The organism is Nocardioides sp., assembly GCF_964229035.1.
Taxonomy (GTDB): Bacteria; Actinomycetota; Actinomycetes; order Propionibacteriales; family Nocardioidaceae; genus Nocardioides.
The window spans coordinates 1-23,665 of record NZ_CAXRAZ010000004.1 but is presented as its reverse complement, the minus strand read 5'-3'; the positions used below and the strand labels follow the sequence as shown (position 1 = coordinate 23,665).

Annotated in this window: 24 protein-coding genes and 1 pseudogene; 5 read left to right on the top strand and 20 right to left on the bottom strand. The window is 73.2% G+C overall.

What is annotated here, in order from left to right; all coding sequences use genetic code 11:
- Positions 1-4: 4 nt before the first annotated feature.
- Positions 5-1,465: a glycine hydroxymethyltransferase gene (locus ACERUN_RS01765; protein ID WP_370287867.1), complete on the bottom strand. Its 1,461-nt coding sequence runs from the start codon at positions 1,463-1,465 to the stop codon at positions 5-7.
- Between the two features lie 397 nt (positions 1,466-1,862).
- On the opposite strand from ACERUN_RS01765, the gene ACERUN_RS01760 reads away from it, so the two are divergent.
- The 4 genes from ACERUN_RS01760 to ACERUN_RS01745 all read left to right on the top strand — a co-directional run bounded on the left by ACERUN_RS01760 (position 1,863) and on the right by ACERUN_RS01745 (position 5,401).
- Positions 1,863-3,584, top strand: coding sequence for a nitrite/sulfite reductase (locus ACERUN_RS01760; RefSeq protein ID WP_370288043.1), 1,722 nt, complete (start codon positions 1,863-1,865; stop codon positions 3,582-3,584).
- Positions 3,581-3,772, top strand: coding sequence for a hypothetical protein (locus ACERUN_RS01755; RefSeq protein WP_370287863.1), 192 nt, complete (start codon positions 3,581-3,583; stop codon positions 3,770-3,772). The genes ACERUN_RS01760 and ACERUN_RS01755 overlap by 4 nt, the downstream gene beginning before the upstream one ends.
- A gap of 68 nt (positions 3,773-3,840) precedes the next feature.
- The gene (locus ACERUN_RS01750; RefSeq protein ID WP_372740691.1) at positions 3,841-4,515 is read left to right on the top strand and encodes a phosphoadenylyl-sulfate reductase; all 675 of its coding nucleotides are present in this window, start codon (positions 3,841-3,843) and stop codon (positions 4,513-4,515) included.
- A gap of 142 nt (positions 4,516-4,657) precedes the next feature.
- Positions 4,658-5,401 (top strand): sirohydrochlorin chelatase, encoded by a 744-nt coding sequence (locus tag ACERUN_RS01745; RefSeq protein WP_370287858.1) that lies wholly within the window; start codon positions 4,658-4,660, stop codon positions 5,399-5,401.
- 43 nt (positions 5,402-5,444) lie between these two features.
- Here the strand turns inward: ACERUN_RS01745 and ACERUN_RS01740 are convergent, their stop codons facing one another.
- From ACERUN_RS01740 to hutH, 16 genes and pseudogenes are all read right to left on the bottom strand, one after another.
- Positions 5,445-5,867 carry a DUF3037 domain-containing protein gene (locus ACERUN_RS01740; protein WP_370287857.1) on the bottom strand — a complete coding sequence of 141 codons (423 nt, stop codon included), beginning with the start codon at positions 5,865-5,867 and terminating at the stop codon, positions 5,445-5,447.
- Complete coding sequence (locus ACERUN_RS01735) at positions 5,864-6,670, bottom strand: HipA family kinase (protein ID WP_370287855.1); 807 nt, start codon at positions 6,668-6,670, stop codon at positions 5,864-5,866. The genes ACERUN_RS01740 and ACERUN_RS01735 overlap by 4 nt, the downstream gene beginning before the upstream one ends.
- A complete protein-coding gene (locus ACERUN_RS01730; RefSeq protein WP_370287852.1) occupies positions 6,667-7,551 on the bottom strand; it encodes a polyphosphate kinase 2 family protein in 885 nt (294 codons plus the stop codon). The genes ACERUN_RS01735 and ACERUN_RS01730 overlap by 4 nt, the downstream gene beginning before the upstream one ends.
- Complete coding sequence (locus ACERUN_RS01725; RefSeq protein ID WP_370287850.1) at positions 7,551-8,069, bottom strand: phosphoribosyltransferase; 519 nt, start codon at positions 8,067-8,069, stop codon at positions 7,551-7,553. Before ACERUN_RS01725 ends, ACERUN_RS01730 begins: the two co-directional genes overlap by 1 nt.
- Complete coding sequence (locus tag ACERUN_RS01720) at positions 8,056-8,682, bottom strand: regulatory protein RecX (protein WP_370287847.1); 627 nt, start codon at positions 8,680-8,682, stop codon at positions 8,056-8,058. The genes ACERUN_RS01725 and ACERUN_RS01720 overlap by 14 nt, the downstream gene beginning before the upstream one ends.
- A gap of 152 nt (positions 8,683-8,834) precedes the next feature.
- Entirely contained in the window at positions 8,835-9,884 is a 1,050-nt protein-coding gene (gene recA, locus ACERUN_RS01715; protein WP_370287841.1) for a recombinase RecA, read from the bottom strand.
- A gap of 153 nt (positions 9,885-10,037) precedes the next feature.
- Positions 10,038-10,550, bottom strand: coding sequence for an MFS transporter (locus tag ACERUN_RS01710; protein WP_370288042.1), 513 nt, complete (start codon positions 10,548-10,550; stop codon positions 10,038-10,040).
- Positions 10,551-10,782: 232 nt separating this feature from the next.
- Positions 10,783-11,268: pseudogene (locus ACERUN_RS01705) on the bottom strand (MFS transporter); the annotation flags it as partial.
- A gap of 108 nt (positions 11,269-11,376) precedes the next feature.
- Complete coding sequence (locus tag ACERUN_RS01700) at positions 11,377-11,571, bottom strand: DUF3046 domain-containing protein (protein ID WP_370287837.1); 195 nt, start codon at positions 11,569-11,571, stop codon at positions 11,377-11,379.
- 7 nt (positions 11,572-11,578) lie between these two features.
- Positions 11,579-12,109, bottom strand: a complete 531-nt coding sequence (locus tag ACERUN_RS01695; RefSeq protein ID WP_370287834.1) for a DinB family protein — start codon at positions 12,107-12,109, stop codon at positions 11,579-11,581.
- A gap of 95 nt (positions 12,110-12,204) precedes the next feature.
- Positions 12,205-13,170, bottom strand: a complete 966-nt coding sequence (locus tag ACERUN_RS01690) for a DUF389 domain-containing protein (protein WP_370287833.1) — start codon at positions 13,168-13,170, stop codon at positions 12,205-12,207.
- A gap of 31 nt (positions 13,171-13,201) precedes the next feature.
- Positions 13,202-14,389 carry an imidazolonepropionase gene (gene hutI / locus ACERUN_RS01685; protein ID WP_370287832.1) on the bottom strand — a complete coding sequence of 396 codons (1,188 nt, stop codon included), beginning with the start codon at positions 14,387-14,389 and terminating at the stop codon, positions 13,202-13,204.
- Positions 14,386-15,639, bottom strand: a complete 1,254-nt coding sequence (locus ACERUN_RS01680; protein WP_370287831.1) for a formimidoylglutamate deiminase — start codon at positions 15,637-15,639, stop codon at positions 14,386-14,388. The genes hutI and ACERUN_RS01680 overlap by 4 nt, the downstream gene beginning before the upstream one ends.
- A complete protein-coding gene (locus tag ACERUN_RS01675; RefSeq protein WP_370287830.1) occupies positions 15,636-16,856 on the bottom strand; it encodes an allantoate amidohydrolase in 1,221 nt (406 codons plus the stop codon). The genes ACERUN_RS01680 and ACERUN_RS01675 overlap by 4 nt, the downstream gene beginning before the upstream one ends.
- Complete coding sequence (gene hutU, locus ACERUN_RS01670) at positions 16,853-18,520, bottom strand: urocanate hydratase (RefSeq protein ID WP_370287829.1); 1,668 nt, start codon at positions 18,518-18,520, stop codon at positions 16,853-16,855. Before hutU ends, ACERUN_RS01675 begins: the two co-directional genes overlap by 4 nt.
- A complete protein-coding gene (hutH, locus tag ACERUN_RS01665) occupies positions 18,517-20,091 on the bottom strand; it encodes a histidine ammonia-lyase (RefSeq protein ID WP_370287828.1) in 1,575 nt (524 codons plus the stop codon). Before hutH ends, hutU begins: the two co-directional genes overlap by 4 nt.
- 101 nt (positions 20,092-20,192) lie before the next feature.
- On the opposite strand from hutH, the gene ACERUN_RS01660 reads away from it, so the two are divergent.
- Positions 20,193-21,014: an IclR family transcriptional regulator gene (locus tag ACERUN_RS01660; RefSeq protein WP_370287827.1), complete on the top strand. Its 822-nt coding sequence runs from the start codon at positions 20,193-20,195 to the stop codon at positions 21,012-21,014.
- Here ACERUN_RS01660 and ACERUN_RS01655 read toward each other — a convergent pair.
- From ACERUN_RS01655 to ACERUN_RS01645, 3 genes are read right to left on the bottom strand one after another with little or no spacing between them, the layout of a single operon-like run.
- Positions 20,942-21,754, bottom strand: a complete 813-nt coding sequence (locus ACERUN_RS01655) for an ABC transporter permease (protein ID WP_370287826.1) — start codon at positions 21,752-21,754, stop codon at positions 20,942-20,944. The two genes, ACERUN_RS01660 and ACERUN_RS01655, sit on opposite strands and share 73 nt — an antisense overlap.
- Before the next feature lie 5 nt (positions 21,755-21,759).
- Positions 21,760-22,572: an ABC transporter permease gene (locus ACERUN_RS01650; protein WP_370287825.1), complete on the bottom strand. Its 813-nt coding sequence runs from the start codon at positions 22,570-22,572 to the stop codon at positions 21,760-21,762.
- Positions 22,569-23,522 carry an ABC transporter ATP-binding protein gene (locus ACERUN_RS01645; RefSeq protein ID WP_370287824.1) on the bottom strand — a complete coding sequence of 318 codons (954 nt, stop codon included), beginning with the start codon at positions 23,520-23,522 and terminating at the stop codon, positions 22,569-22,571. Before ACERUN_RS01645 ends, ACERUN_RS01650 begins: the two co-directional genes overlap by 4 nt.
- Positions 23,523-23,665 lie beyond the last annotated feature (143 nt).

Sequence of the window (23,665 nt, the reverse complement as noted above, 5' to 3'; positions counted from 1 at the left end):
GGGGTCAGGACAGGTCGAGGCCGGGGTACAGCGGGTGCTTGTCGAGCAGCTCGGCCGACCCGGCGCGCACCTTGTCGGCCACGCCCTCGCCCAGCACGTAGGACGCCTTCGAGGCGGTGCCGGCCTTGGTGGTGCCGGGCTCGGTGTTCTCGAGGGTGTGCACGATGAGGTCGGCGACGGTGTCGAACTCGTCGGCTCCGAAGCCGCGGGTGGTGAGCGCCGGGGTGCCGATGCGGATGCCGGAGGTGTACCAGGCGCCGTTGGGGTCGGCGGGCACCGAGTTGCGGTTGGTGACGATGCCGGCGTCGAGCAGCGCGGACTCGGCCTGGCGGCCGGTGAGGCCGAACGAGGTGACGTCGATGAGCACGAGGTGGTTGTCCGTGCCGTCGGTGACGAGCTTGGCGCCGCGACGATGCAGGCCCTCGGCGAGGGTTTGGGCGTTGTCGGCCACCTGCTGCGCGTACGACTGGAAGGCGGTGGTGCGCGCCTCGGCGAAGGCCACCGCCTTGGCGGCCATGACGTGCGACATGGGGCCACCGAGCACCATCGGGCAACCGCGGTCGACCGAGGGGGCGTACTCGCCGGTGGCCAGCACGAGACCGCCGCGCGGTCCGCGCAGCGACTTGTGGGTGGTGGAGGTGACGATGTCGGCGAACGCGACGGGGTCCTCGTCGCCGGTGAACACCTTGCCGGCCACCAGGCCCGCGAAGTGGGCCATGTCGACCATGAGGGTGGCGCCGACCTCGTCGGCGATCTCGCGCATCTTCGCGAAGTTCACGCGACGCGGGTAGGCGGAGTAGCCGGCCACGAGCACGAGCGGCTTGAACTCCTTGGCCTTGGCGCGCAGCGCGTCGTAGTCGAGCAGGCCGGTCTCGGGGTTGGTGCCGTACTGCTGCTGGTGGAACATCTTGCCGCTGATGTTCGGGCGGAAGCCGTGGGTGAGGTGACCGCCGGCGTCGAGGCTCATGCCGAGCAGGCGCTGGTTGCCGAGCTCCTTGCGCAGCGCCTCCCAGTCGGCCTCGGTGAGGTCGTTGACGTTCTTGGCCTCGGCCTTCTCCAGCCACGGCCCCTCGACGCGGTGGGCCAGGATCGACCAGAAGGCGACGAGGTTGGCGTCGATGCCGGAGTGGGGCTGCACGTAGGCGTACTCGGCACCGAAGAGCTCGCGGGCGTGCTCGGCGGCGAGCGACTCGACCGTGTCGACGTTCTGGCAGCCCGCGTAGAAGCGGTGACCGACCGTGCCCTCGGCGTACTTGTCGCTGAACCAGGTGCCCATGGTGAGCAGCACCGCGGGCGAGGCGTAGTTCTCGCTCGCGATCAGCTTCAGCGAGCTGCGCTGGTCGGCCAGCTCGGCACGGGTGGCGTCGGCGATGCGCGGCTCCACCGAGGCGATGACCTCGAGCGCCTGCCGGTAGACGCTGCTGACGAGATCGCCCTGGGGGCTCGGGAGGGAGTGCTCGCTCATGACGCACAGCGTAGTCGGGAGCACCGACCCACCGAGGCAGGTCGCAGGGATCGCCCGTGCCGCTCACCGCGACAGGCCCCGCCTGGTGTGACATGTGTCGCAGCCGGGTTGCACCGCAGGCGGGCTGAGCGTCACCTAGAGTTCACATCGCGAGACTCGTGTCCGGACTGTGGGATCCGCAGTTGGTGGGGGCTCGTCCGAGGACTGAGACTCATTGACATGGTCTCCGCTGACACCCATGCGCACCTCGTGGTTCGACGCCACGTGGACCTCGGGCGCACCCGCAGCATGCTGTGTCGCCCCCACTGAGGCGACCCACCGCACCGCTCACCCCGACGTCCACGACCGAACGACGCGCCCCGCGCCCCAGCGCTCCAGCGAAGGAACCAGCACCCGCATGACCGACCTGCGCTACCAGGCCAGCCCCGCCCAGCACACCGAGATCCCGCGCCCGAAGCGCGCCGAGGGTCAGTGGGCGCTCGGGTACACCGAGCCGCTGAACAAGAACGAGCAGTCGAAGAAGGACGACGACCCGCTCAACGTGCGCGACCGGATCCTCTACACCTACTCCAAGCGCGGTTTCGACTCCATCGACCCCGCCGACCTGCGCGGCCGCTTCCGCTGGATGGGCCTCTACACCCAGCGCAAGCCCGGCATCGACGGCGGCCGCACCGGCTCGATGGAGGAGGAGGAGCTCGACGACCGCTACTTCATGCTCCGCGTGCGCTCGGACGGCAAGCTGCTCTCGGCCGACGCCGTGCGCGCCCTGGGCGAGGTCGGCGTGGACTACGCCCGCGACACCGCCGACGTGACCGACCGCGAGAACATCCAGTACCACTGGATCCGCATCGAGGACGTGCCCGCGATCTGGGAGCGGCTCGAGACGGTCGGCCTGCACTCCCTCGAGGCGTGCGGCGACTCGCCCCGTCCCTTCCTGGGCTCGCCGGTGGCCGGCGTGGCCAAGGACGAGATCATCGACGGCACCCCCGCGCTGGTCGAGATCGAGCGTCGCTACCTGAACAACAAGGAGTTCTCGAACTTCCCGCGCAAGTTCAAGACGGCGCTGACCGGTCACCCGAGCCTCGACGTCTCCCCCGAGACCAACGACGTCGCCTTCGTCGGCACCGTGCACCCCGAGCACGGCCCCGGCTTCGACGTCTGGGTAGGCGGCGGCCTTTCGACCAACCCGATGCTCGCCCAGAAGATGGGCGTCTGGATCCCCCTCGAGGACGTCCCGGACGTGTGGTCCGGCGTGGCCTCGATCTTCCGCGACTACGGCTACCGGCGGCTGCGCTCGCGTGCCCGCCTGAAGTTCCTCGTCGCCGACTGGGGCATCGCCAAGTTCCGCGAGGTGCTCGAGAAGGAGTACCTCGGCCGCGAGCTGGTCACGCTCACCTCCCCCGAGGCGCCCGTCGGCCACCGCGACCACATCGGCGTCCACGAGCAGAAGGACGGCCGCTTCTACATCGGCGTCGCGCCCACCGCCGGCCGCGTGTCGGGCTCGATGCTCGTCGCGCTCGCCGACGCGATCGAGGAGTTCGGCGTGGACGGCGCCCGCCTGACGCCGTACCAGAAGATCGTGCTCATCGGCGTGGACGGCGACCGCGTCGACGCCCTGCTCGACCGACTCGACGAGATCGGACTGAGCGGGCGCCCGTCGAACTGGCGGCGCAACACGATGGCCTGCACCGGCATCGAGTTCTGCAAGCTCGCGATCGTCGACACCAAGAACCGCGCCCGCGACCTCATCGGCGAGCTGGAGAAGCGCTTCCCCGAGCTCGACGTGCCGATCACGGTCAACATCAACGGCTGCCCGAACGCCTGCGCGCGCACCCAGATCGCCGACTTCGGCCTCAAGGGCCAGCTCGTCACCGACGAGGCCGGCAACCAGGTGGAGGGCTTCCAGGTGCACCTCGGCGGTGCCACCGGCCTGCGTGCCAACTTCGGTCGCAAGCTGCGTGCCCACAAGGTCACCAGCGCCGGCCTGGACGACTACATCACCACGGTCGTGTCGAACTACCTCGTCGACCGCACCGAGGGTGAGGCCTTCGACAGCTGGGTGCACCGCGCCGACGAGGAGCTGCTGCGCGGCGACAAGGCGCTCGAGGCACGTCGATGAGCGAGGAGTCGGCCTCGGCGCGGGCAGTGCCCTACCACTGCCCGTACTGCGCCGAGACCGACCTGTGGCCCCACGAGCCGAGCGGCTGGGAATGCCGAGGGTGCCAGCGAGCCTTCCAGGTTCAGCTGATCGCCTACCGCGCCGGCTCGTCCACCGCACCGTCAACCACGAAGGAGGTGCCGAAGTGACCGCCCCCGCCACCGAGAGCGCGCGCAACTTCCGCGGCACCCACACCGAGGGCCGCTCCCCCGAGGAGCTGCGCGAGATCGTCTCCCACTGGGGGGCCGAGCTCGAGCTCGCGCCCGCCGAGGTCATCATCGAATGGGCTGCCGCCACGTTCGGCGAGCGCTTCTGCGTCACCTCGTCGATGGGCGACGCGGTGCTATCGCACCTGGCCGCCAAGGTCGTGCCCGGCATCGACGTCGTCTTCCTCGACACCGGCTACCACTTCATCGAGACCATCGGCACCCGCGACGCCGTCGCGGCGACCATGGACGTCAACCTGATCTCGATCACGCCGGTGCAGAGCGTCGCCGAGCAGGACGCCGAGTACGGCCCGGAGCTCTACAAGCGCGACCCCGACCTGTGCTGCGCCATGCGCAAGGTCAAGCCCCTGAACGAGTCGCTCGCGGGCTACGACGCCTGGGCCACCGGCCTGCGACGCGCCGAGACCCACAACCGCGTCATCGCTCCGGTGATCGGGTGGGACGCGCGCAAGCAGAAGGTCAAGGTCTCGCCGATGGCGCGCTGGAGCGACGAGCAGGTCGAGGCCTACATCGCCGAGAACGGCGTGCTCGTCAACCCGCTCGTCTACGACGGCTACCCCTCGATCGGGTGCGCACCCTGCACCCGACGCGTCGCGCCCGGAGAGGACCCCCGATCGGGTCGCTGGGCCGGCACCAACAAGACCGAGTGCGGCATCCACTCCTGATCCGCACCCGATCGCGACGATCGCGGCCTCGATGGGGAGTAGCCGCGATCACCACCCTCCAGGACACCACCAGGGAGAGCACCACCGCACCACCAGCACCGGAGAAGCACCCACCTCAGCACGGATGACAGGGAGGCACATGATGACCGCACCGGCCCTCATCGCCCTTGCCCACGGCAGCCGCGACCCGCGCGCCGCCGCCACCGTCACCGCGCTCGTCGACGCGACGAAGACGTTGCGTCCCGACCTGCGCATCGAGAAGGCGTTCCTGGACGCCACCCGACCCGGCTTCCAGACCGTGGTCGACCGCCTCGTGAAGGCGGGCTACGACGAGATCGTCGTCGTACCCCTGCTGCTCACCGAGGCCCACCACGCGCAGGTGGACGTACCGGCCGTCGTCGCGGAGGCGCTCACCCGCCACCCGGGGCTGCGCATCGGTGCCACGGACGTGCTCGGGCTCGAACCGCGCTTCCTCGAGGTGCTCGACGAGCGGATGCGCGAGGCGCTGCGCTCGGCGCGGGTGCGCGAGCTCGACGCGCTCGTGCTGGCCGCTGCCGGCTCGAGCGACCACCTGGCCAACCAGGCCGTCGCCCGCCTGGCGCGCCTGTGGGGCACCCACCACCGCCTGCCCGTGACGGCCGCCTACGCCACGAGCGCTCCGCCCGCCACCGGGGAGGCCGTGCGTGCCTTCCGCGCCGAGGGTCGTCGCCACATCGCGGTCGCCTCGCTGTTCCTGGCACCGGGCGCACTCGTCGACCGCGCCACCGAGCTCGCGCTCGAGGCCGGCGCCATCGCGGTCTCCGAGCCGCTGGGAGCCCACCCCGAGGTCGCCCGCACGATCCTCGCCCGCTACGCCGTGGGCGCGGTCGAGCTCGTCCCGGTCTGAGGCCGCCGCCCGACGACCGTCCCGACCGCTCCGGCGGCGGCGCTCAGCCCACCAGCGTCGAGAGCAGGTGGGCGAGCGTCGCCTCCGGGTCGCGGGTCAACCCGCCGTGCACGGGGCTCGGCTGAATGACGGTGCTGCGCGGCGCCTTGACGAGGCCGAAGCGGGTGCCGGCGTCCTCGCGCACCTCGCGCGTGCCGTAGGCGGTGGCGCGTACGCCCGCGCCGTAGCCGCCCTGCGCGCGCCCCGAGCAGAGCCTGTCGACGTGGTCGAGGGCGGTCAGCACGGCGGCGGGGTCGACCCCGCGGTGCACCGCGCGCAGGCGCTGCTCGTCGATCGAGGTGCGCGCCTGCAGGAAGTCGAGCTCGGGGCAGTGCAGCACGACGCCGACGTTGAGGAACTCCTCGCGCTCGACCCGCGGCACCCAGCGGAGCACGACGTACTGGTAGGCGTGCCAGGGCGCGCTCATCCCTCGCCCCCGGTGGGCAGCCAGGGGCGCACGCCGTCGACGCCGTCGCGCCGGGCGGCGAGGAAGCGCCGGTAGCGCTCGCGCAGGTCGGCTGGCGTGTCGGCCTCCGGCACCGGTTCGAGCCAGGTGTCGGGAACGGCGGCGAGGACGCCGGCCAGCGCGTCGTCGTCGAGGCGGGCGGCCAGCTCGTCGTCCTGCTCGCGAGCGGCCTCAGCGGCCTCGCGCAGCACGTGCTCGCTGGTGTCGTAGGGCTGGGCCGCGAAGCGGGCGGGGTCGCCGGGGCGGCCGGGCCACGAGTGGTGGAAGTAGAGCGACGCGCCGTGGTCGATGGCCTGCAGGGTGCCGCCCCACAGCAGCAGGTTGGGGTTGCGCCAGCTGCGGTCGACGTTGGCGGTGAAGGCGTCGAGCCACAGGATGCGGCCGGCGAGGCTGCGGTGCGCTGCCCGGTCGGCGCCGGGCTGGGGGTCGTAGCCGAAGGAGCCGGGGAGGAAGTCGATGCCGAGGTTCGCTCCGGGGCTTGCGTCGATGAGGTCCTGCACCTCCTCGTCGGCCTCGTAGCGCGCGATCCGAGGGTCGACGTCGAGCACCACCTGGTCGGGGGTGGGCACCTCCAGCAGGCGCGCCAGTCCGGCCACGATCACCTCGGCCACCAGCACCCGCGGGCCCTGGCCCGCGCCGCGGAACTTGCAGACGTAGGTGCCGAGGTCGTCGCCCTCCACGAGCCCGGGCAGGCTGCCACCTTCGCGCAGCGGCGTCACGTAGCGGACGACGCGCACCTCGGGCAGGCCCGCGGGAGAACTCACGAGGAGGGCTCGTCGGTGAGCCGGCGGCGCTGCTCCTCGACGTCGAAGTCGGCCGCCGGCCACTGCGGGTCGAGGTGGCGCAGCGCGTCGTCGAGCAGGGTGGCGATGGCGAGGTTGCGGTACCACTTGCGATCAGCGGGGACGACGTGCCACGGCGCGACCGCGGTGGAGGTGCGCTCGATGGCGATCTCGTAGGCCTCCTGGTAGGCGGGCCAGAGCTGACGCTCGTCGATGTCGCCGGGGTTGAACTTCCAGTGCTTGGTGGGGTCGTCCAGCCGGGCGAGCAGCCGTTCCTTCTGCTCCTCGCGCGAGATGTGCAGGAAGCACTTGATGATCACGGTGCCCTCGGCGGCGAGCTCGGCCTCCCACGCGTTGATGGCCTCGTAGCGTCGTTCGATCTCCTCGGGAGGGGCCAGCGCGCGCACGCGGGCGATGAGGACGTCCTCGTAGTGCGAGCGGTCGAAGACACCCACCATCCCGACCTCGGGCAGCGCGCGGGTGATGCGCCAGAGGAAGTCGTGCGCGAGCTCCTCACGCGTGGGGGCCTTGAACGAGGTGATCCGCACGCCCTGCGGGTCGAGCAGGCCCACGGTGGAGCGCAGGGTGCCCCCCTTGCCCGAGGTGTCCATGCCCTGCAGCACGAGCAGCACGTTGCGCCGACCACCCGAGCGACCCTCGGCGAAGAGGCGCTCCTGGAGGTCGGCGAGCGGCTCGGCGAGCTCGGCGAGGGCCCGCTCGCCGGCCGCCTTGTCGCCGTCGAAGCCCGGCGTGCCGGTGGTGTCGAGCGCCGCGAGGTCGATCGGCCCGCCCGCGTGGCGCAGCAGCGCGCCGCGCTCGGAGACGGCGAACGCGGCCCGACCCTCGGGGGCGGGGGTCGGCATCAGTGCGCCTGCCCGCCGCGACGGTCGACCAGCGGCGGGGTGGAGGACCACGGGAAGTCGATCCAGTCGGAGGTGCGACGCCAGACGTACTCGGGACGGATGACCGTCCACGGCTTCTCGTAGATCACGGCGGTGCGGGCCTCGGCGACGTGGTCGGCGAAGAAGTCGCGCACCACCTCGAGGGTCTTGCCGGTGTCGGCGACGTCGTCGGCGATGAGCACCTTCATGCCGGTGAGGTCGATGGCCGCCGGCGTGGGGGGCAGCATCATCGGGACGTCGAGACGCTGGTCGACACCGGTGTAGAACTCCACGTTGACCGCGGAGAGGTTCTTCACGTCGAGCGCGTAGCCCAGACCCATCGCCAGGCCGAGCCCGCCGCGGGCGATGGCGAGCACGATGTCGGGCTCGAAGCCGTCGTCGACGACCTGCTGGGCCAGGTCGCGCACGGCGGTGCCGAAGAGGTCGTAGGTGAGGATCTCGCGCTGCGGGGCGGCCTCGGCCGGCTCAGTCGTGGTCACCGGCCCATTCTGCACCGGCGCGCGCATCGAGCTCCTCGGCCCCCTCGACCCGTGCGGCTTCGAGCTCCTCGCGCACCACGGCGTAGGCCAGACCCGCGCCGTAGCCCTTGCGGGCCAGCATGCCGACGAGGCGGCGGGTCGCGACCGTGGCCTCCAGCCCGCGCATCGAACGGAGCTTGCGCTGCACGAGGGCGCGGGCCGTGGCCCGCTCGTCGTCAGGCTCGACCTCCGCCAGCACCTCGCGCACGGTGTCGTCGTCGACGCCCTTGCGGCGCAGCTCGACCGCCAGTGCCGGGCGGGCGAGGCCGCGTGATCGCTGACGGCTCTCGACCCAGGAGCGGGCGAACGCCTCGTCGTCGACGAGCCCGACCTCCTCGAAGCGGTCGAGCAGCCGCTCGGCGATCTCCTCGGGGACCCGGCGCCGCGCCAGTCGCTGCTCGAGCTCGTGTCGGGTGCGGGCGGTCATGCTCAGCTGGTCGAGCAGGATGGTGCGCGCGACCGTCTCGGGGTCGGCGTCCTCGTTCCACCCCTGCTCCTGCTCGCCGTCGACCGGCGGCTCGGCGGAGCGGTCGTAGGGGTGGCGTGCCCCGAAGGAGCCCATGATCCCTCCCATGTCGTGACGGTCACCGGCAGCGCCGCACCTGCTGAACCACCGGGGGGTCGAACGCGCGGGTGCGTCGTTCCGCGCCGAAGGCGCGTCGAGGGAGAGGGGGTAGCGAAGCGCCCCCGAGCCCTCGACCGAACGACGCCCCCGCGCCATCCAACTCAGAAGCTGTCGACGCCGATGGGCTCGTCGGACAGGTCGGACTCGGCGTCGACCTGCGGGGTGACGCCCAGCTTCTCGAGGATCTTCTTCTCGAGCTCGTTGGCGAGGTCGGGGTTGTCCTTCAAGAAGTTGCGGGCGTTCTCCTTGCCCTGGCCGAGCTGGTCGCCCTCGTAGGTGTACCAGGCACCGGCCTTGCGGATGAGGCCCGCCTCGACGCCGACGTCGATCAGGCCGCCCTCGCGCGAGATGCCCTTGCCGTACATGATGTCGAACTCGGCCTGCTTGAAGGGCGGGGCGACCTTGTTCTTGACGACCTTGACCCGGGTGCGGTTGCCGACCATGTCGGTGCCGTCCTTGAGGGTCTCGATGCGGCGCACGTCGAGGCGCACGGAGGAGTAGAACTTCAGCGCGCGACCACCGGTGGTGGTCTCGGGCGAGCCGAACATGACGCCGATCTTCTCGCGCAGCTGGTTGATGAAGATGGCGGTGGTCTTGGACTGGTTGAGCGCACCGGTCATCTTGCGCAGCGCCTGGCTCATGAGGCGGGCCTGGAGACCGACGTGGCTGTCACCCATCTCGCCCTCGATCTCGGCGCGGGGCACGAGCGCGGCCACGGAGTCGATGACGATGAGGTCGAGGGCGCCGGAGCGGATCAGCATGTCGGCGATCTCGAGGGCCTGCTCACCGGAGTCGGGCTGGGACACCAGCAGGGCGTCGGTGTCGACGCCGAGGGCCTTGGCGTAGTCGGGGTCGAGCGCGTGCTCGGCGTCGATGAAGGCCACGATGCCGCCGGCGGCCTGGGCGCTGGCGACCGCGTGGAGCGCCACGGTGGTCTTACCGCTGGACTCGGGGCCGTAGATCTCCACCACGCGACCGCGGGGCAGACCGCCGAGGCCGAGGGCGACGTCGAGGGCGATCGAGCCCGTGGGGATGACTTCGAGGGGAGCGCGGGAGTCGTCGCCCAGACGCATCACCGAACCCTTGCCGTACTGCTTCTCGATGGTGAGCAGCGCCGCGTCGAGCGCCTTGGAACGATCGTCTCCAGCCATGGTGATGTCCTGTCGTGTCGTGGTGGGCCAGGTACGTCGGCGACGCTACGCAGGGGGTCCGACACAACCTGGTCAGTCGTGTCGCCGCTGTGGAGAGACCCCGGGGAACGTCGTACCTGTGGACGGGGATCGCTCCCCGCTGTGACGGCGAATCTACCCGAACACCTGTTCGACGGGCTCCTTCGGCGACGGCGTGTCGCGCGCGATCGCCGCTGCGGCGGCAGCGGCCGAGGCGAGGACCCCGACGACGAGCGCGAGACAGGTCAGCGCCAGGGTCGGGTAGCCGGCCACCTGCACGACCAGCCCGGCCAGCGCGCCGCCGCCGGCACCGGCCACACCCATCGCGAGGTCGGACATGCCCTGCACATCCGGGCGCGCGTCGAGCGGGGCGTGCTCGGCCACGAGGGTCGAGGAGGCGACCATGCCGAGCGACCAGCCCAGGCCCAGCAGGAACAGCCCGGCCGACACCTGCCACGAGGCGCCCTCGGGCGAGGAGGCGCACAGCAGCAGCGCCGCCAGGAGCGTGGCGCCGCCCGCGGCCAGCACGCGCGGGCGCCCCCAGCGGTCGGCCGCCCACCCGACGAGGGGCGCGAAGGCGAACATGCCGAGCACGTGCACGCTGATCACCAGCCCGATCACCTCGAGCCCCGCGCCGCCGTGCTCCATGTGCAGCGGCGTCATCACCATCACCGCGACCATCGTCGCGTGCGCCAGGGCGAGCCCCGCTATCGCGCTCACCAGCACCGGGCGCTCGCGCAGGGCGGCGCGGGCGCGCCGCCAGGACGCACCGCTCCCCCGCTCGGGCTCCTTGAACTGCGGGCCGTCGCACGCCTCGCCGCGACGCTGGCGGGCCAGCAGGAGCGGGTCGGGCCGCAGGAGCACCCCGACGACGACGGCCGCGAGGCCGAGCCCCCAGCGAGCCGATGACGAACGGTCCGGTGAGCCGCGGCACGCCGAGGAGGTCGGCGAGGTCACCGGAGAGCCCGGTGAGGTTCGGCCCGGCGACGGCGCCGATCGTGGTGGCCCAGACGACGAGCGAGAGGGCCCGGCCGCGGGCGTCGTCCTCGGCGAGGTCGGTGGCGGCGTAGCGGGCGGCGCTGTTGGCCGAGGTGCCCGCGCCCAGGAGCACGGCGCCGAGCAGGAGCAGCGGGAGGGAGCCGACGGCACCGGCCACGACCGCGAGCGCCGCGCCGCCGGCGGCGGTGAGGTAGCCGGCGAGGAGGCCGACGCGTCGTCCACGCCGGGCCATGAGCGGGGCCAGCAGGAAGGAGATGACGGCTGCGCCCAGCACCTGCGCGGTTTGCGCGAGACCGGCCAGGGCCGTGGAGCCCGACAGGTCGCGGGCCAGGAGCGAGGCGGTGGCGATGCCGATCGTGATGCCCACGGCCCCCACGGCCTGGGTGAGCACGAGGGTGCGCACGGTGCGACGCTGCGTGGCGCCGGCACCGCGGGTGGGGTCGAGGTCGACGAGGTTGACGGGGCCGCTCACCCCTCAGCGCTCGCTGGCCGGCAGCTCCAGCATCTGCCACACCGCGCGCCAGACCTGCTTGGGCTCGACCCCGGCGTCGAGGGCCTGTTGAGGCGTGCGGCCGTCGAGGGAGGACAGCACGATCTGCGAGGCCCACACCCGGGCGTAGCCGTCGCCGAGGTGGTGCTCCATCCGAGACCAGAACTCCGTGTGCCGCACCGCCCCATCATCGCGCGACGTCCCAGCGGTGGTGCACCAGGTCGTGCAGGTGGTAGCGCCCGAGGGACTCGACGGTGAACCGGCTCCCGTTGCTCCGCCGGCCGGGACGCGCCCAGGCCCCGCCCGCAACGGAGCGGTACAGGTCGGCGGCCTCCGCGGCAGCCTCGGCAAGCTCGCGCCTCACCACCGCGGCATCCGCGAGGTCGTAGCGCTCCTCCAGGGCCGTGGCGTCCTGGTCCCAGTTCGCGAAGACTGGGTTGTCGTCGCCGAGCATCAGCCGCACCCGCCCCGCCATCACCCGGTGGACGTCGCGCACGTGGCAGGCGTACTCCAGCGGCGACCACACCCCCGGTGCCGGACGACGCCCGGCGACGGGGTCGGCGAGCACCTCCGCCCACCGGGCGGCGTCGTCCTCGATCGCCGCGGCGTAGGTCGACGCCGGCACGGCTGCTGGGTCGAACCCGCAGTCGGCGCAGGGTCGCTCGAGGACCCAGGTCCAGTCCTTGGTGTCGGCGGGCGGTGCCTCGGGGAGATCCATGCTCCGATCATCGATTGGCAGGAATAGCGGTGACAATCGATATCCTGCCAACCGTCGCCGAACCGCTGCCGACCTGCCGCCGATCTGCTGCCGATTCAGGCGCGCCGCGCCCGCAGACGCTCGACGAAGCGCATCCGGCGCGCCGACATGCGCGACCACACCGCCTGCTGGAAGGCGAGCGTGAGCCAGCCCGCCACCGCCATGCCGCCCATGTTGACCGCGAGCTGGAGCACGCTGCCGAGGATCTCGTCGGGCAGCCAGAACGCCAGCCCCAGCGCGACGTTGCCGGCCGCCGGGATCGTGGTGACGGAGATGAAGACCCCCGAGAGGCCGCCGACCTTGGCCGAGGTGAGCGAGAGCGCACCGGCCGCGGCGGCGATGAGCGCGACGATGAAGGACCACTTGTCGGGGGTGTAGATGAACGCCGTGGCCGGTCGTGGCGCGGTGACCTGGTCGACGACGATCCAGCCCAGGGCGCGCCCGACGAGCGCGAAGAGCGTGGCCACCGCGATCGCGACGACGAACCCGACCAGCAGGGAGCGGGCCGCGAAGTAGAACAGCGAGGGGCGCCGTCGCACCAGCGCGAGCCCCAGGGCGGCGATCGGGATGAACTCCGGGCCCAGCACCATCGCGCCGATCACGAGGATCTGGGAGTCCAGCACGATGGCGATCGAGGCGATGAGCGTGGCCAGGCTCATGAAGGTGAGGTAGGTCCAGTTGAGCTCGGACTCCTCGTAGGCGCGCTGGGTGACGTCGGCCCAGACCACGGCGTCGGCCGACGAGCCGGGCGTCACCCGCTCGGAGTCGAAGCCGGCCTGCGAGAGCCACGCCGGCACCGGCCCCAGGTGGATCGATCCCTCGCGCTGGACGCCGATCGCGCGCAGCGTGTCGAGCACCTCGTTGACCGCCTCGCGCGGCAGGTCGGCCTCGATGAGGTCGCCGGCCGGATCGACGACGGCGCCGGGCAGGTGGGTCAGGCAGGTGACCGCCGGGTCGTGGCGCAGGAGGTCCAGCACGGCCGGCACCATCGCCTCGGGGGTGAAGATCCGCAGGTGTTGCACCGGGTCATCCTGCCCGTCCGGCCGCCTGCGGTCAGGCGACCCGCCGTCCGCGCTGCCAGGTCGCGGCCACCAGCGGCACCCCGGGACGGTAGGCGAGGTGGCGGTGCGAGGGTGCGTCGAGGACGACGAGGTCGGCGCGTCGTCCCGGAGCGAGGACGCCGACGTCGTGGCGGTCGAGCGCCGCCGCGCCGCCCGCGGTGGCCGCCCACAGCGCCTCGGCCGGCGTGAGACCCATCTCGCGCACGGCGAGGGCCAGGCAGAACGGCAGCGAGCTGGTGAAGCAGGAGCCCGGGTTGCAGTCGCTGGCGAGGGCCACGGTGACGCCCGCGTCGAGCAGGCGTCGCGCGTCCGGGTAGGGCTGGCGGGTGCTGAACTCGACGCCGGGCAGCAGCGTGGCCACCGTGCCGGACTCGCGCAGCGCGTGGACGTCGGCGTCGTCGAGGTAGGTGCAGTGGTCGACGGCGGCGAGGCCGAGCTCGGCCGCCAGCCGCACGCCCGGGCCCGGGCCGAGCTGGTTGGCGTGCAGGCGACCGCGCAGGCCCGCAGCCGCGCCCGCCGCCAGCACGGTGCGGGCCTGGTCGGCGTCGAAGGCGCCGCGCTCGCAGAAGACGTCGATCCACCGGGCGTGCGGAGCGGCGGCGGCGAGCATGGGGCCGGTGACGAGGTCGACGTAGCCGTCGGGATCGTCGGCGAACTCGGGCGGCACCACGTGGGCGCCGAGGAAGGTGGTCTCGTCGGTGATCCGGCGGGCCAGGCGCAGCGACCGGGCCTCGTCGGCCACGGTGAGGCCGTAGCCGGACTTCACCTCCACCGTGGTGGTGCCCTGGCGCAGCATCTCGCTCGCGAGCCGCTCGAGCCCGGCGGCCAGCTCGTCGTCGGAGGCGGCGCGCGTGGCCGCGACCGTGGTGCGGATGCCGCCGGCCGCGTAGGACTCCCCCGCCATGCGCGCCTCGAACTCCCGTGCCCGGTCGCCGGCGAAGACCAGGTGGCTGTGGCTGTCGACGAAGCCGGGCACGACCGCACGGCCACCGACGTCGTGCAGCTCGTCGGCCGCCGGGGCGGCGCTCGCCGGGCCAACCCAGGCCACGCGGCCGTCGTCCACGAGGAGGGCGGCGGCGCTGCGCGCACCGAGGCGGGCGTCGACGTCGGCGGCCGGGGTGCCGGGTGCCTCGGGGTCGTTGGTGACGAGCTCGCCGATGCCGGTGAGGAGCACGCTCATGCCCAGGCTCCCTCGATCGCGGTGGCGAGGGAGCGGCCGATGGCGGCGTGGTCGCCCTCGAAGACGACGCGCCCTCCGGCCACCACGTGGACGACGTCCGCCGCCGTGGCTGCGAAGAGCGCCGTGTGCGCCCCACCGCCGGTGCCGGCCGTGCGCGGGCTGGCGAGGTCGAGGGTGACGAGATCGGCGGGCTCGCCGACGGCGATGCGTCCGCCGCCGAGGCCGAGCAGCTCGTCGGTGGAGAACCGACCGCGCTCGCCCGAGGCGAGGCGCTCGTCGGTCTCGACGGCGCGGATCTCCTCGAAGGCGTCGACGACGGCCTGGCTGTCGCTGCCGACGCTGAGGCGCACCCCGGCGTCTGCCAGCGCCCGGGCCGGGCCGATGCCGTCGCCGAGGTCGCGCTCGGTCGTGGGACACAGGCTCACCTCGGTGTCGCTGGCCGCCAGCACGGCGATGTCGTCGGCGGTGAGGTGGGTGGCGTGCACGGCGGTGGTGAGCGGCCCGAGCGCGCCCGCCTCGGCGAGCAGCTGCACGGGCGTGAGGCCGTAGGCCGCGAGGCAGGCCTCGTTCTCCGCCGGTTGCTCCGACACGTGCGCGTGCAGCGGGCGGCCCGCGCAGGCGCTGGCGACGGCGGGGAGCTGCTCGCGCGGCACCGCGCGCACCGAGTGGATGGCGCCACCGACGCGGTCGTGCTCGATGGCCGCCATGCGCTCGGCCCACGCGTCGGCGTCGGGGTCGGCGAAGCGGCGCTGCACGGGCTCGAGGGGGCGATCGATGCCGCCGGCGAGGTAGCAGGTGTCGATGAGGGTGAGGCGGATCCCCACCGAGCGGGCCGCCTCGACGACGGCCTCCCCCATCGCATTGGGGTCGGCGTAGGGCGTGCCGTCGCCCTGGTGGTGCAGGTAGTGGAACTCGGCCACCGAGGTGTAGCCCGCGGCGAGCATCTCGGCGTAGGTGGCCCGCGCCAGGCGGTGCAGGCGGTCGGGGTCCAGGCGGGCGGCGAGGTCGTACATCTGCTCGCGCCAGGTCCAGAAGGAGCCCCGGCCGCGCTGGGTGCGCCCACGCAGGGCTCGGTGGAAGACGTGGCTGTGCGTGTTGGCCACCCCGGGCACGGTGAGCCCGCGCAGCGGTGTCGCGGGGCGGTCGGTGTCGGGCTCGACCGCGGTGATGACCCCGCCCTCGACCTCGACGCGCACGGTGTCGCGCACGCGCCCCTCGACGAGGGCGTGCTCGAGCAGCCAGGCGCTCACGCGACGGCGCCGTTCGCGCCCTCGCCCAGGAGATCGGCGAGCACGGCGCCCAGGGCCTCCACGCCGGCGAGGCAGTCCTCGGCCTCGGCGTGCTCGGCCGGCGAGTGGGAGACCCCCGTGGGGTTGCGCACGAACAGCATGGTCGAGGTGATGCCCGCCGCCTGCAGCACGCCGGCGTCGTGCCCGGCCTGGGTGGGCAGCACCGGGGCGCCGCCGAGCACCGCGGAGCACCGCGCCGTCAACGCCGCGTCGAAGGCGAGCTCGCCGGTGAGCGACTCGGCCGCCACCCGCAGCGTCGTACCGTCGCGCTCCGCGCGCTCGCGCGCCTGCCGCTCGATGCCGGCCACCAGCTCCTGCAGCGCCGCGTCGGACTCCGCGCGCGCGTCGAGCCAGGCCGACACCCGCGAGGGCACGGCGTTGGTGCCGTTGGGGTGCACCTCCACCCGGCCGAAGGTGGCGCGCTGGCCACTGATCCGGGCCTGCTTGTTGGCCGCGAGCACCGTCATCGCCACGGTGAGCATCGGGTCCACGCGGTCCTCCATGCGGGTCGTGCCCGCGTGGTCGGCCCGACCGAGGACGTCGTAGCGCCACCGGCCGTGCGGCCAGATCGCGCTGCCCACCCCGACGGCCGCGCCGCGGTCGACGAGCGCGCGGCCCTGCTCCACGTGCAGCTCCACGTAGGTGTCGGCCTCGAGGAGCCAGCCGTCGGGCGCGCCACCGGGCACCAGGTCGCCCAGGCGGGTGCCGCCGGCGTCGACGAGCTCGCGGGCGTCGTCCCAACCGGTGGTGCCGGAGGCCAGCCGCGAGCCGAGGCAGGCCCGGCCGAAGCGCGAGCCCTCCTCCTCGGCGAAGACGGCGATGCCGAGCGGGCGCGCGGGCGCGACGCCCTGCTCGCGCAACAGGTCAAGAGCGGCGAGGGCCGACACGACGCCCAGGGGGCCGTCGAAGGCGCCGCCGTCGGGCACGGAGTCGAGGTGGGAGCCGGTGAGGACCGCGCGGGCGCCGTCCGTGCCGGCCGGGCGCCACCACGCCACGAGGTTGCCGAACGGATCCTCCTCGACCGCCAGGCCGCGATCACCGGCCTGCTGGCGGAACCAGGCGCGCAGCTCGAGCTCCGCACCGTGCCAGGGCGAGCGGTCGTAGCCGCCGGAGCGTGCCGAGCGCCCGATCGGCGCGAGGTCGCGCCACATCCGCTCCAGGTCGTCGGGACGGCTCACGCGCCGCCCTCCCGGAGGGGGATCCGGACGCCGCGCTCGGCGGCCACCTCGACGGCGCGGTCGTAGCCGGCGTCCACGTGGCGGATCACGCCCATGCCGGGGTCGTTGGTGAGCACGCGCTCGATCTTCGCAGCCGCCAGCTCGGTGCCGTCGGCCACGCACACCTGGCCGGCGTGGATGGATCGGCCCATGCCGACGCCGCCGCCGTGGTGGATCGAGACCCAGGTGGCGCCCGAGGCGGTGTTGACGAGGGCGTTGAGCAGCGCCCAGTCGGCGATCGCGTCGGAGCCGTCGAGCATCGCCTCGGTCTCGCGGTAGGGCGAGGCGACCGAGCCGCAGTCCAGGTGGTCGCGCCCGATCACGAGCGGCGCCTTCAGCTCGCCGGTGCGCACCATCTCGTTGAAGCGCAGGCCGGCGAGGTGCCGCTCGCCCTGGCCGAGCCAGCAGATCCGGGCGGGCAGGCCCTGGAAGTGCACGCGCTCCTGGGCCATCGTGATCCAGCGGTGCAGGCGCTCGTTGTCGGGGAAGAGCTCGAGGATCGCGGCGTCGGTGGCGGCGATGTCGGCGGGGTCGCCCGAGAGCGCGGCCCAGCGGAACGGCCCCTTGCCCTCGCAGAAGAGCGGGCGGATGTAGGCCGGCACGAAGCCGGGGAACTCGAAGGCGCGGTCGTAGCCGCCCTTGCGGGCCTCGTCGCGGATCGAGTTGCCGTAGTCGAAGACCTCGGCGCCGGCGTCCTTGAACTCGACCATCGCCCGCACGTGGGCGGCCATCGAGGCCTGCGCCTCCTTCGTGAAGCCGTCCGGGTCGCGCGCTGCGCGCTCGTGCCACTCCTCGAAGGGCACGCCCACCGGCAGGTACGACAGCGGGTCGTGCGCGGAGGTCTGGTCGGTGACGATGTCGATGGGCGCGCTCATCTCGAGCAGCCGCGGGAAGACCTCCGCCGCATTGCCCAGGAGGCCGATCGAGAGCGGACGACGCGCGTCGCGCGCCTCCACCGCCAGTCGCAGCGCGTGGTCGAGGTCGTCGGCGCGCACGTCGAGGTAGCGGTGCTCGATGCGCCGCTCGATGCGGGCGGGGTCGACGTCCACGCAGATCGCCACGCCGTCGTTCATCGTGACGGCCAGCGGCTGGGCGCCGCCCATGCCGCCGAGGCCGGCGGTGAGCGTGATGGTGCCGGCCAGGGTGCCCCCGAACCGGCTGTCGGCGACGGCGGCGAAGGTCTCGAAGGTGCCCTGGAGGATGCCCTGGGTGCCGATGTAGATCCAGGAGCCGGCCGTCATCTGGCCGTACATGGTGAGTCCGAGCTCCTCGAGGCGCCGGAACTCCTCCCAGTTGGCCCAGTCGCCGACGAGGTTGGAGTTGGCGATGAGCACGCGGGGCGCCCACTCGTGGGTGCGCATCACGCCCACGGGCTTCCCGCTCTGCACGAGCATGGTCTCGTCGGGCTCGAGGTCGCGCAGGGTGCGCACGAGCGCGTCGTAGGCCTCCCAACTGCGCGCGGCGCGGCCGGTGCCGCCGTAGACGACGAGGTCCTCGGGCCGCTCGGCGTTCTCCGGGTCGAGGTTGTTCATCAGCATCCGCAGCGGCGCCTCGGTCTGCCAGCACTTCGCGGTGAGCTCGGTGCCGGTAGCGGCGTGGATGGGCAGGCGCGGGTTCGGGGTCATCGAAGGTCTCCGATCACGGTGACGGCGGCGGCGCTCACGGCGCGGCCGGTGACGAGGTGGTGGGCGAGGTCGATCTCGGGGGCGAGGAAGCGGTCGTCGCCGGGGCCGCCCACGCCGGCGGCGCGCAGGGCGGCGACGACGGCGGCGGTGGCCGGGGCCGGGGCGAGCGGGGCCCGGAGCTCGAGGGCTCGGGCGGCGGCCATCACCTCGACGGCCAGCACGCGGGCGAGGCCGTCGACGCTGCGGCGCAGCTTGCGCGCGGCCGACCAGCCCATCGACACGTGGTCCTCCTGCATGGCGCTGGACGGGATCGAGTCGACCGAGGCGGGGGCGGCCAGTCGCTTCAGCTCCGAGACGATGGCGGCCTGGGTGTACTGCGCGATCATCAGGCCCGAGTCGACGCCGGGGTCGGCGGCGAGGAAGGGCGGGAGCCCGTTGCTGCGGGCGCGGTCGAGCATCCGGTCGGTGCGACGCTCGGCGATGGAGGCGACGTCGGCGGCGACGATGGCGAGGAAGTCGAGCACATAGGCGACGGGGGCTCCGTGGAAGTTGCCGTTCGACTCCAGGCGGGGCTCGTCGCCGTCGGCGTCGAGCACCACCGGGTTGTCGATCGCGGAGGCCAGCTCGCGCGAGGCCACGAGCTCGGCGTGCGCAAGCGTGTCGCGTGCGGCGCCGTGCACCTGGGGTGAGCACCGCAGCGAGTAGGCGTCCTGCACGCGCGTGCAGTCGGGCCCGCGGTGCGAGGCGACGATGCCCGAGTCGGCGAGCAGCGCGACCAGGTTGCCCGCCGAGGCCGCCTGGCCGGGATGCGGACGGATCGCCTGCAGCTCCGGGGCGAACACGCGGTCGGTGCCGAGCAGCGCCTCCACCGACATGGCCGCCGCCACGTCGGCGGTGCGCAGGAGGTCGCGCAGGTCGTGGATCGCCAGCGCCAGCATGCCGAGCATGCCGTCAGTGCCGTTGATGAGCGCCAGGCCCTCCTTCTCCTGCAGCTCCACGGGGCTGAGGCCGGCGGCGGCGAGCGCGGTTCCGGCGTCGGTGAGCGTGCCGTCGGCCGTACGCACGGGGCCCTCCCCCATCAGCGCCAGCGCGCAGTGCGAGAGCGGGGCGAGATCGCCCGAGCAGCCCAGCGACCCGTACTCGTGGACGACGGGCGTGATGCCGTGGGTGAGGAGGCCGGCCAGCAGCTCGGCGGTCTCGCGGCGCACCCCGGTGCGACCGGTCGCGAGCGTCGAGAGGCGCAGCAGCATCAGGGCGCGCACCACCTCCCGCTCCACCTCGGGCCCGCTGCCCGCGGCGTGGGAGCGCACGAGCGAGCGCTGCAGCCGGGTGCGCAGCTCGGGCGCGATGTGGCGCGTGGCGAGGGCGCCGAACCCGGTCGAGACGCCGTAGGCGGGCGTGGGCGAGGCGGCCATCCGGTCGACGACCGCACGCGCGCGGTCGATGGCGGCCAGCGCCTCGTCGTCCAGGACGACGGGGGCGCCGTGCCGCGCCACGGCCACGACGTCGTCGATGCTCAGGGCTGCGACACCGACGGCGACGGGGGTGCGGGTGGCCACGATCGTGCTCATGGCTCTATCTCAGCGGCGGCGGTCGTGATGCCGCTACGGCCGGCGGGGCGAATGCGTCTCGGATTTGAGACACGGTGCGCTCCCGGTGGGAGGATGCCGCCATGTCCCAGGTACCCGCCGCCACCCGCGCCCTGCGGGTGCTGCGCCTACTGGCCGCGCAGCCCGAGCCGCTGCCGGTGGAGCGCATCGCCGCGGAGGTGGGCCTCCCGCGCTCATCGACCTACCACCTGCTGGCGACCATGGCAGCGGAGGGCTTCGTGGTGCACCTGCCCGACGAACGCACCTACGGCCTGGGGGTTGCGGCCTTCGAGGTGGGCAGCGGCTTCGCCCGGCAGGCGCCGCTGCAGCGCATCGCGCGTCGTCCACTCGCGGCGCTCGTCGACCGCATCGGCCAGAGCGCGCACCTGGCGGTGCCGCACGGGCGCGACGTGCTCTACGTGCTGGAGGAGCGCGCGCCCGGGCGTCCGCCGCTCGTCACCGACGTCGGCGTCCGCCTGCCGGCGCACCTGACCGCCAGCGGGCGGGCGATCCTGGCCGGCCTGCCCCGCGAGCAGGTGCGCGCGCTCTACCCCGATCGGACGGCGTTCGTCGACCGCACCGGCCTCGGGCCGGCGTCCCCCACCGCCCTGCGGGAGCTCCTGGTGGAGACCCGGCGCCGCGGCCACGCGGTCGAGGACGGCGAGGTGACCCCCGGCCTGGCGAGCGTCGCGGCCGCGGTCAACGACCACAACGGACTGCCGGTGGCCGGCGTGGCTCTCACCTTCGAGGCCGACCTGCCGGTCTCCCAGCGGGCCGGCGTGGCCGCCGCCGTGCGCTCAGCGGCCGCGCAGCTGACCAGACGTCTGCACGGTCAGGACAGCAGCAGCGTCGCGACCCGTCGCCGCACGACGACCAGCGACACCGCAGCAATCAGCACCAGGTAGACCACCGAGACGGCCGAGCCGACACCCACCTGCCCCAGGCACAGCTCGCGGCACAGCACCACGCCCCGGTAGAGCGGCGTGGCCTCCACGACCCAGCGCACGGCGTCGGGCAGCTCACCCACGGGGAAGAACGTGCCGGAGAACAGCAGCATCGGCATGGTCGCGAGGGTGACGTAGTCGAAGTCCTGGAACGAGCGCATGTAGGTGGTCAGCGCCATGCCCACCGCGGCGAAGGCCGCGGTGACCAGCAGCGCAGCCGGCAGCGCCAGCACCGCCAGCGGCGAGGAGGTCATGCCGAGCGCCACCATCGCCACCCAGAAGAACAGCGAGTAGGCGCCGCCGCGCACGAGGGTCCAGGCGAGCTCGCCGCGCACGATGTCACCGGGCCCGAGCGGGGTCGCGAGCCACTGCTCGTAGAGGCGGTCGAACTTCAGGTAGTGGAAGAAGTTGTAGGTGGAGTCGAACAGCGCGCCGTTCATCGCGGCCGTGGCGAGCATCGCCGGGGCGACGAAGTCGACGTAGTCGACCGCGCGGCCGCCGAACGAGATGCTGCCCACGAGCGCGCCGACCCCGACGCCGATCGACAGCAGGTACATCGGCGCCTCGAGGAAGCCGGTCACGAAGGCGATGCGGGAGTTCTGGAACACGAGGTACTTGCGCCGCAACACGTGCGCGACGAAGGCGCGGCGCCCCGGAATCGCCGCACGCGCGGCCTCCGGCCGCAGGTGCTGATCCGCCACCCGGCTCATCGCACCAGCCGCCGGTCGAGCGCCCGCACGGCGAGGACGGCCCCGGCGACGGCCCACACCGCCAGGAAGGCGAGGTGGACGACGACGCCGCGGGTGTCCGCGGTGCCGAGCGCGATCGTCCGCGAGAGGTCGACACCGTGCCAGAGCGGGGTCAGCCGGGCCGCGACCTCCAGTGCCCCGGGCAGGTTCGCGATCGGGAAGAAGGCGCCCGAGAACAGGAAGAGCGGCGTCGACACGATGCGCCAGAGCAACGTGATCACCGCATCGCTCAGGGTCGCCACGGTCACGGCGTGGACGACGCCCGCGAACGCGAGCGCCAGGAGCACCTGCACCGGCACCAGCAGTGCCGCACTCCCCCAGCTGTCGACCGCACCGCCCAGGCGCAGCACCACGACCGACCCCGCGCTGACGAGGGCCGTCTTCGCCGCGATCGCCGCGAGGTGGGCCACCACGATGTCGCGCACCCGCAGCGGGGTCGCGGCCATCGCGACGTAGGAGCGCTGCCAGACGACCATGCCCTTGACGGGCCACGTGGCCTCGCTGAAGACGTTGAGCATCACCTGCGACGCCAGGAGTCCGGGGCCCACGAACAGCAGGTAGGACGACGCCCCCTCGAGACTCGCCGGCCCCGACCGCGCATCGACGAGGTCGCCGAGCACGAGACCGAACGCACCGATGAACAGGGCCGGCATCACCAGGGCCGTGATGGCGGCGCTGCGCCACGTGCGCCGCAGCGTGATCAGCCAGTAGTCGAGCAGGTGCCACGGCGACGGGCGGCGCCGGAGCGTCGGGGACGCGACGGCGCTCACTCGACCAGGCTCCGTCCGGTGAGGCGGAGGAAGACGTCCTCCAGACTGGCGCGGCGCACGAGCACCGAGGCCGGTCGCAGCCCGATCTCGCCGAGCCGGGCGGCCACGCGGTCGCCGTCCTCGGTGTAGACGAGGACGCGGTCGGGCAGCACCTCGAGGCGCCCGCCCATCAGGTCGCCCCACTTCTCGGCGGTCTCGGGGTCGTCGAGGGTGTCGGGCTGCTCACCGGGGGCGAAGCGCACCTCGGCCACCTCGCGGGTGACGTGCTGCTCGATGAGCGCGCGAGGCGATCCCTCGGCGACGATGAGGCCACCGTCCATCACCACGAGTCGGTCGCAGAGCTGCTCGGCCTCATCCATGTAGTGGGTGGTGAGCACCAGCGTGACGCCCTGCTGCTTGAGCCGGAACAGCCGCTCCCACAGCACGTGACGCGCCTGCGGGTCGAGGCCGGTGGTGGGCTCGTCGAGCAGCAGGATCTCGGGCCGGTTGATGAGCGAGCGAGCGATCGTGAGACGTCGCTTCATGCCGCCGCTGAGCTGGTCGACCTTGCTCCGCGCCTTGTCGGTGAGCTGCACGAACTCCAGCAACTCGTCGGCGCGGGCACGGACCTCGCGGCGCGAGAGGCCGAAGAAGCGGCCGTAGACCAGGAGGTTCTCGAGCACGTCGAGCTCGGTGTCGAGCGTGTCCTCCTGCGGGCACACCCCGATGCGAGCACGGATCTGCGGGCCGTCGGTGGCCGGGTCGAGGCCGAGGATCCGGAGCTCGCCGTCGGAGACCGGCGAGACGGCGGCGACCATCCGCATCGTCGAGGACTTCCCGGCGCCGTTGGGGCCGAGGAAGCCGAACGCCTCGCCGCGATGCACGGCGACGTCGATACCGCGCACCGCCTCGAAGTCGCCGAAGCGCTTGCGCAGGCCACGGGCGCTGATGAGGACCTCGTCACCGGACACCCGCCGGATCCTACGGCGCAGGCGTAGCGCGGGCGTCGTCCACGCGTTCACGAGGTGTGACGACGACGCGCCCGCTCCCGCCCCGCCGCACCACCCCCCGCACCACCCCCCGCACCACCCGCCGCACCCGCCGCCGCCGCGCG

What these genes read in the sequence shown, in the direction of transcription:
- ACERUN_RS01765 (WP_370287867.1), bottom strand. Translation starts at nt 1,465, where the DNA reads ATGAGCGAGCACTCCCTCCCGAGCCCCCAGGGCGATCTCGTCAGCAGC.
- ACERUN_RS01760 (WP_370288043.1), top strand. Translation starts at nt 1,863, where the DNA reads ATGACCGACCTGCGCTACCAGGCCAGCCCCGCCCAGCACACCGAGATC.
- ACERUN_RS01755 (WP_370287863.1), top strand. Translation starts at nt 3,581, where the DNA reads ATGAGCGAGGAGTCGGCCTCGGCGCGGGCAGTGCCCTACCACTGCCCG.
- ACERUN_RS01745 (WP_370287858.1), top strand. Translation starts at nt 4,658, where the DNA reads ATGACCGCACCGGCCCTCATCGCCCTTGCCCACGGCAGCCGCGACCCG.
- ACERUN_RS01740 (WP_370287857.1), bottom strand. Translation starts at nt 5,867, where the DNA reads ATGAGCGCGCCCTGGCACGCCTACCAGTACGTCGTGCTCCGCTGGGTG.
- ACERUN_RS01730 (WP_370287852.1), bottom strand. Translation starts at nt 7,551, where the DNA reads ATGCCGACCCCCGCCCCCGAGGGTCGGGCCGCGTTCGCCGTCTCCGAG.
- ACERUN_RS01720 (WP_370287847.1), bottom strand. Translation starts at nt 8,682, where the DNA reads ATGGGAGGGATCATGGGCTCCTTCGGGGCACGCCACCCCTACGACCGC.
- recA (WP_370287841.1), bottom strand. Translation starts at nt 9,884, where the DNA reads ATGGCTGGAGACGATCGTTCCAAGGCGCTCGACGCGGCGCTGCTCACC.
- ACERUN_RS01710 (WP_370288042.1), bottom strand. Translation starts at nt 10,550, where the DNA reads ATGGAGCACGGCGGCGCGGGGCTCGAGGTGATCGGGCTGGTGATCAGC.
- ACERUN_RS01695 (WP_370287834.1), bottom strand. Translation starts at nt 12,109, where the DNA reads ATGGATCTCCCCGAGGCACCGCCCGCCGACACCAAGGACTGGACCTGG.
- hutI (WP_370287832.1), bottom strand. Translation starts at nt 14,389, where the DNA reads ATGAGCGTGCTCCTCACCGGCATCGGCGAGCTCGTCACCAACGACCCC.
- hutU (WP_370287829.1), bottom strand. Translation starts at nt 18,520, where the DNA reads ATGACCCCGAACCCGCGCCTGCCCATCCACGCCGCTACCGGCACCGAG.
- hutH (WP_370287828.1), bottom strand. Translation starts at nt 20,091, where the DNA reads ATGAGCACGATCGTGGCCACCCGCACCCCCGTCGCCGTCGGTGTCGCA.
- ACERUN_RS01660 (WP_370287827.1), top strand. Translation starts at nt 20,193, where the DNA reads ATGTCCCAGGTACCCGCCGCCACCCGCGCCCTGCGGGTGCTGCGCCTA.